5 protein-coding genes are annotated in these 6,566 nt (G+C 62.2%); 1 reads left to right on the forward strand and 4 read right to left on the reverse strand.

Going from position 1 to position 6,566, the window contains the following annotated elements; translation table 11 throughout:
* Positions 1 to 47: 47 nt before the first annotated feature.
* The 3 genes from B3Q33_RS09320 to chrA form a co-directional block, all read right to left on the reverse strand.
* Positions 48 to 1,763: an acyl-CoA dehydrogenase family protein gene (locus B3Q33_RS09320; protein ID WP_273009001.1), complete on the reverse strand. Its 1,716-nt coding sequence runs from the start codon at positions 1,761 to 1,763 to the stop codon at positions 48 to 50.
* A 19-nt stretch (positions 1,764 to 1,782) separates the two neighbouring features.
* Entirely contained in the window at positions 1,783 to 2,418 is a 636-nt protein-coding gene (locus B3Q33_RS09325) for a TetR/AcrR family transcriptional regulator (RefSeq protein ID WP_273008999.1), read from the reverse strand.
* A gap of 285 nt (positions 2,419 to 2,703) precedes the next feature.
* Positions 2,704 to 3,840 carry a chromate efflux transporter gene (gene chrA / locus B3Q33_RS09330; protein ID WP_272962457.1) on the reverse strand — a complete coding sequence of 379 codons (1,137 nt, stop codon included), beginning with the start codon at positions 3,838 to 3,840 and terminating at the stop codon, positions 2,704 to 2,706.
* Positions 3,841 to 3,936: 96 nt separating this feature from the next.
* Between chrA and recQ the strand changes: the two genes are divergently transcribed.
* Complete coding sequence (gene recQ / locus B3Q33_RS09335) at positions 3,937 to 6,072, forward strand: DNA helicase RecQ (protein WP_035248882.1); 2,136 nt, start codon at positions 3,937 to 3,939, stop codon at positions 6,070 to 6,072.
* Between the two features lie 26 nt (positions 6,073 to 6,098).
* On the opposite strand, the gene B3Q33_RS09340 is transcribed toward recQ, so the two are convergent.
* Positions 6,099 to 6,530, reverse strand: coding sequence for an MgtC/SapB family protein (locus B3Q33_RS09340; protein WP_035248885.1), 432 nt, complete (start codon positions 6,528 to 6,530; stop codon positions 6,099 to 6,101).
* Between the last annotated feature and the right edge of the window lie 36 nt (positions 6,531 to 6,566).

Here is a 6,566-nt window from a genome sequence, read left to right on the forward strand (position 1 = left end):
TCGTCAACGGCCCATTCGCGCCGTTATCAATTATCCATTCTCAACTATCAATTGCCTTCCCACGGGTTCGCCCGCCGTAAAATCGTATCCAGATCCAGTCCCCGCGGCAGGGTCCCGTAGTTACGGTCACCGTGCTCACCCAGGCGGGAGGCGATAAAGGCCTCGGCGACCGACCCGTTACCGGCGGCAACCAGCTGGCTGGCCTGCAGGGTCAGGGACAACCGGTCGACGATGTCCCGGGCCCGGTATTCGGCTTCATCCATATCAGCAAATTCCCGCTTGAGCGAAGTCACCGCCTTGTCCAGGCGGGGATCACTGCCGGCGGTTTTCGCCAGCTCGGCGAACCACACCTCCAGCACCGCCGGGGTCTTGGCCAGGGCCCGCAACATGTCCAGGGCCTGCACATTACCGGAGCCTTCCCAGATGGCATTGATGGGCGCCTCGCGGTACAGGCGGGCCATGATGAAATCTTCGGTGACGCCATTGCCACCCAGGCATTCCATGGCCTCGTAGGCATGGAAGGGGGTGCGCTTGCAGATCCAGTACTTGCCCGCCGGCAAGCCCAGTCGCAGCAGCAGTTTCTCGTGCTCGTTGGTCGGATCCAGGGTCGTGTTATCCAGCGCCTCGCCCATACGCATGGTAATGGCCAGGGAGCCCTCCACCTCCAATTGCAGGTCCGCCAGCACGTTACGCATCAACGGCTGATCGATCAGGGTCTTGCCGAAAGCGGCACGGCCCATGGCATGGTTCACCGCCTGCGCCACCGCCTGGCGCTGGCCGGAGGTGGAGCCCACCATGCAGTCGAAGCGGGTCATGGCCACCATCTCGATAATGGCCGGCACCCCGCGGCCCTCGTCACCGACCATCCAGCCCAGAGCGCCGCGCAGTTCAATCTCGGAGGAGGCATTGGAGACGTTGCCCATCTTGTTTTTCAGGCGCTGGACCTGGATCGGGTTCTTGCTGCCGTCCGGGCGCCAGCGCGGCACCAGGAAACAGCTCAGACCATTGTCTGTCTGGGCCAGCACCAGAAAGGCATCGCACATGGGCGCAGAGGTGAACCACTTGTGGCCCACCAGTTCATAGGCTTCACCGGAGCCTTCGGCAGCAATCGGATACGCGCGGGTGGTGTTGGCGCGCACATCGGAGCCACCCTGCTTTTCGGTCATGCCCATACCGATGGTCAGTGCCTGCTTTTCCGTGTGGGGCACATTACGTGGATCGTAGGCATTGTTGAGGATCTTCGGCAGCCACTCATTTGCCAGCGAGGGAGTCAGCTTGATGGAAGGCACCGAGGCAAAGGTCATGGTCAGCGGGCAGCCATGCCCGGCTTCCACCTGGCCCTGCAGATAGCTCTGCGCCGCCCGGGCCACATGGGCGCCCGGCTTGGGGTTCACCCAGGGGGCCGAGTGAATGCCGGACTCCAGCCCCAGCATCATCAGACGGTGGTAGGCCTCGTGGTATTTCACGTAGTCCACCCGATAACCCTGGCGGTCGTGGGAGAAAAACTGCGGCTTGTGCTCATTGGCCAGAAAGCCCCACTCAATCACCTCGGCACTGCCGGTTTTGGCGCCATGGGCGGACAGCGCGTCCTCCGCCCAGCCGGCCCCATGGCGGCACACTGCCTCGCGCAGGGCGGTGTCATTGTCGTAGGCGTTGTAACCCTCCAGCGCCCGAGCCTGGTTGAAGACCTCATGGGTCTGGGCCAACGGGTCCGCTTTCCTCTGTTGTGCCCCTTTCTGCAAGGTGTCGTGCTTGGCATTCATTCACGCTCTCCCGAAAAAATCATGCAGTCTGTTGCTGCTCAATAAGCTGGGCCTGCGCCGGGGATATCCCCACGGCTCGCAGACAAAATTGGGTCAGGGATTCCGCCAGATTGGCTTTTGGCAAAGGATCGGACAACGGGCCTACCAGCGCTTCGGCAATCGCGCCTACCAGGGCCGCCGCACTGATCGCCGTATCCTGAATGGGCAGCGCCCCCTGGCTAACCCCATCGCTGAGCAACTGCCGGTAAAGCTCTGCATAACGCTGACGATAGGTCAGGCGCTCGGCATCCACCGCCGGATCCACCGGCTCGGCGATTAGCGACCAGGCCAGCCGGGGGGCCGCCTGGGCCCGCTGCACGAACACCTGCAACACATGACTGAGCCGTTCGGGAAAACTGCCGGCGTGCTCCATGGCCTGTGCCACTGCCGCGACTTCCCGCTCGGTGGCCACGCGAAACACTTCCGCCGCCAGCATCGCCTTGTTGTCGAAATAGCGGTACAGGGTGCCCACCCCCACCCCGGCTGCCTCAGCCAGGGTTTGCATGGTGAGATTGGCAAAGCCCCCCTCACGCACCAGTTGCTCAGCGCTGTGCAGCAGATGGTCACGCTGGGCCGCCTTGCGGGCCTTGACGTTGGCGGTTTCCCGGTAAGCCATAATCGGAATCCATATTCACTTCTTATTAAAAAGTGAACCATGGTTCCGATCTTCAGGCAAGAGCCGCCGGTCGTGCGGTTAGGCGTTCGCCATAGCGTAAAAACCCTCCCTCACCGTCTACGAAGCCGTTGTAGGAGCGGCGCTTGAGCCGCGAATCCGAGCCTTGGCGAGGAAATAGCGTGTCAGCTTTCACCAGAACGCAAAAAGAAAGCCTGTTGCAATACGATACCTGCCCCCTTTGAACGATCCCGCGCTTAGACGCGGTTCGCGGCTCAAGCGCCGCTCCTACAGAAACCCCGTCACCACCCCCAACGCCGCCATGCCCAACACCATTCCCCACAGCGGCACCGCCTTGCTGCGCAGCACCGCAAACCCCGCCACCACGATCAACAAATCCCACAGATCTTGCACGGCAGAGACAAACACCGGCTGATACAGCGCCGCCAGCAACAGCCCCACCACCGCCGCATTGATCCCCGCTACCGCGCCGGCCAGGGCCGGTCGGGAAGAGAGCCATTGCCAGCCCTCCATCAGGCTCAACACCAGCAGGAAACCGGGCAGGAAAATCGCCAGGGTGGCAAGCAGCGCGCCCCACCAGGGACTGGCCGGGAGCAGCACCGCCCCCAGGTAGGAGGCCAGCGAGAACATGGGGCCGGGCACCGCCTGGGCGGCGGCATAGCCGGTAAGGAACTGATCCGGCGACATCTGCGGCCCTACCAGTTCCTGTAGCAGGGGTAGCACCACATGCCCGCCACCGAATACCAGGGAGCCGGCAGCGAAGAAATCGTTCCACAGACCCAACACCCGTCCGGACGGCAACAGGGCAACAAAGGCAAGCAGCGCAAACGCCATCAGCGGCCAGCGGCGCCACACCGGTTTACCCGCGAGCGGCGTCTCCTGATCCGGACGCAACCATCGCCAGCCAATGGCGGCGGCCACCAACAAGGCCAGCATCTGGCCGGCCAGCGCTGGCCACAGCACCAGCTGCATGGCCACCAGCGCGGCGATGGTGCGGGTCAGCCCCCCGGCACAGAAACGCTGCCCCATATTCCACACTGCATCGGCCACCACGATGACCGCCAGCCACTTCAGCCCGGTGATCGCCCCACCCTGCAGCCAGTCAGGCAGAGAGGTGGCGTAGATGCCCAACAGGGCCATCAACAAAAAAGACGGCAGGGTAAAGGCAACGAACGCCGCGAAAGCCCCAGTTACGCCGCCGCGCACCCGGCCGATGGCAAAGCCCAACTGACTGGACGCCGGCCCGGGCAGAAACTGGGTCAGTGCCAGCAGGCGAGCAAACTCCGCCTCATCCAGCCACTGCAATTCCTCCACGAAGCGACGATGAAAGTAGCCCACATGGGCGGCAGGCCCGCCAAAGCTGATCAGACCCAGCACCAGAAACTGACGAAAGATATCGGTTATCACGTACAAGAATTCCCACTGAAATTTCACCAGAACCTAGCACAGTTTGCCGGCAGGCGGATGTCAGTGCCCGGCGCCGGCAGGTATACTCGCCCGATGCAATCCGATGCCCACTCCGTTCTCCAGCACGTCTTTGGCTATCACCAGTTCCGCGGTGAGCAGCAGACCATTATCGATAGCCTGATCCAGGGCGACGATGCTCTGGTGTTGATGCCCACTGGCGGCGGCAAATCCCTGTGCTACCAGATTCCGGCCCTGGTGCGCCCCGGCATCGGGGTGGTGATCAGCCCGTTGATCGCGCTGATGCAGGACCAGGTGGATGCGCTCAAGGCACTGGGCGTCAAAGCCGGCTTTCTCAATTCCACCCTGAACATGGAGCAGCAGCGGGCCCTGGAAGACGCCCTGCTCAAGGGCGAGCTGGACATGCTGTACATCGCCCCGGAACGGCTGATACAGCCGCGTACCCTGTCGCTGCTGCACCAGGCACAGATTGCCCTGTTTGCCATCGACGAAGCTCACTGCGTCTCCCAATGGGGCCATGACTTCCGCAACGATTACCTGCAACTGTCCCTGCTGCACCGGGAATTCCCCAATGTGCCGCGCATTGCCCTGACCGCCACGGCGGATCAACGCACCCGCACGGAAATCGCCGAGCGGCTGGACCTGACCCGGGCTCGCCATTTTGTCTCCAGCTTCGACCGCCCCAATATCCAGTACCGTATCGAACGCAAGGACGGTGCCCGCAACCAATTACTGCGCCTGATTCGTGCCGAGCACGACGGCGACGCCGGCATCGTTTACTGCCTGTCGCGCAACAAGGTGGAGCGGGTTGCAGAATGGCTGTGCCAGCAGGGCGTCAAAGCCCTGCCCTACCACGCCGGCCTGCCCGCACAAACCCGGGAAACCCATCAGCAGCGTTTCCTGCGTGAAGATGGCCTGGTGATGGTGGCCACCATTGCCTTCGGCATGGGCATCGACAAACCGGATGTGCGCTTCGTGGCTCACCTGGACCTACCGAAAAGCATCGAGTCCTACTATCAGGAAACCGGCCGCGCCGGGCGCGATGGCGAGCCCGCTACTGCCTGGATGGCCTATGGTCTGGAAGACGCCATCAAACTCAAGCAGATGCTGGCCCAAAGCAGCGGCAACGAGCAGCACAAGCGCAACGAAAACCAGCGACTGGAATCCATGCTCGGGCTGTGCGAAATCACCCAGTGCCGTCGTCAGGCGCTGTTGCACTATTTCGCTGAAACGCTGGAAAAGCCCTGCGGCAACTGCGACACCTGCCTGAACCCGCCACAGACCTTCGATGCCACCGAAGCGGCGCAGAAAGCCCTGAGTTGTGTCTACCGCACCGGCCAGCGCTTCGGCGCCAATCACCTGATCGATGTGCTCACCGGCAACCGTTCCGACAAAGTGGCCAGTGCCGGTCACGACCATGTGTCCACCTGGAACATCGGCAATGAATTCAGCGCCAACCAGTGGAAAAGCATCTACCGGCAACTGGTGGCCCGCGGCTTGCTGACCGTGGACATGAACGGCTTCGGCGCCTTGCAGCTCACCGACCTGTGCCGTCCCTACCTGCGCGGCGAGCAGCCCCTGCACCTGCGCAAGGAACTGGCCAAGGCCAAAAAAGCCACCACACGACGCACCCACTCCAGCATCGCCGACGCCGACCGGGAGCTATGGGAAACCCTGCGCGCCTGCCGTAAACGGTTGGCGGACGAAGAAGGCGTGCCCCCCTACGTGGTCTTCCACGACGCCACCCTGATGGACATGCTCGCCATCCGCCCACGCAATCGCATGGAAATGGCCGCCGTCAGCGGTGTCGGCGACCGCAAGCTGGAACGCTACGGGGATGAGTTTCTGGCCATTCTCAACGGTAACGATGATGCCACCGGTGTCGCCGAGCCCGCCGGCCCTGATGGCAACGAGATCCTTGCCCTGGCCCTGGCCAACATGAGCCCGGCCGCCATTGCCCGCCAGCAGAACCTGAATGAACAAACCGTGTACCGGGAACTAGCGAAACTGGTCACCGCGAATCAACTCAGCCTGGAACAGGCTCTGGGCATCAGCGAAACGGAAATCGGCATTATCCAGGACGCCCTGCTCAGCCAGTCCAATCTGGCCGAAGACACCTTCAGCTACCGGCAATTGAAAGAGCAACTGGCCGACGACTGGCCCACCGGGGTGCTGCATTGCGTGCGGCAGGCCATTCTCGCCACTGTATAAGCCTTCATGTACCCATAAGCCGGAGGTCAGTCATCCACCGGCAACCGCTTTAAAGAACGGGAAAACTGCAGGATCAGGAAATTGATCAACGACAGCACCAGGGCAATCTCATACCGGCTGTAAGCCACCGAGATGCCGATGGCGCCGGTATTCCACAGACTAGCCGCCGTGGCAGTACCACTCACATTGGCACCATCCTTTAAAATCGCACCGCCACCGATAAAGCCCATACCGGTGATGATGCCGTACATGACCCGGGCTTCCGCATCCGAGCCCGTGTATACCTGCATACCCACCAGCATATAGCCACAGGCCGCCACAGAGACCAGCGGAAAAGTGCGCAGACCCGCACCACGGGCTCGCTGCTCCCGGTTCCAGGCCACCGGCAGTGCCAACAAAAAGGCGATGCCCAGTTGGTACAGGTGGGTAACGACTTGATTCCAGTCCAGCTCTTGCATCAAGCCTCCTCCCTCTCAGTCAGTATTGCCATTGTG

The sequence above is a fragment of the Alcanivorax sp. UBA3183 genome (genome assembly GCF_002364155.1).
GTDB classification, from domain to species: domain Bacteria; phylum Pseudomonadota; class Gammaproteobacteria; order Pseudomonadales; family Alcanivoracaceae; genus Alcanivorax; species Alcanivorax jadensis.

Coding starts and splice junctions, on each gene's coding strand:
- B3Q33_RS09325 (WP_273008999.1), bottom strand. CDS start 2,418: ATGGCTTACCGGGAAACCGCCAACGTCAAGGCCCGCAAGGCGGCCCAG.
- recQ (WP_035248882.1), top strand. CDS start 3,937: ATGCAATCCGATGCCCACTCCGTTCTCCAGCACGTCTTTGGCTATCAC.
- B3Q33_RS09320 (WP_273009001.1), bottom strand. CDS start 1,763: ATGAATGCCAAGCACGACACCTTGCAGAAAGGGGCACAACAGAGGAAA.
- B3Q33_RS09340 (WP_035248885.1), bottom strand. CDS start 6,530: ATGCAAGAGCTGGACTGGAATCAAGTCGTTACCCACCTGTACCAACTG.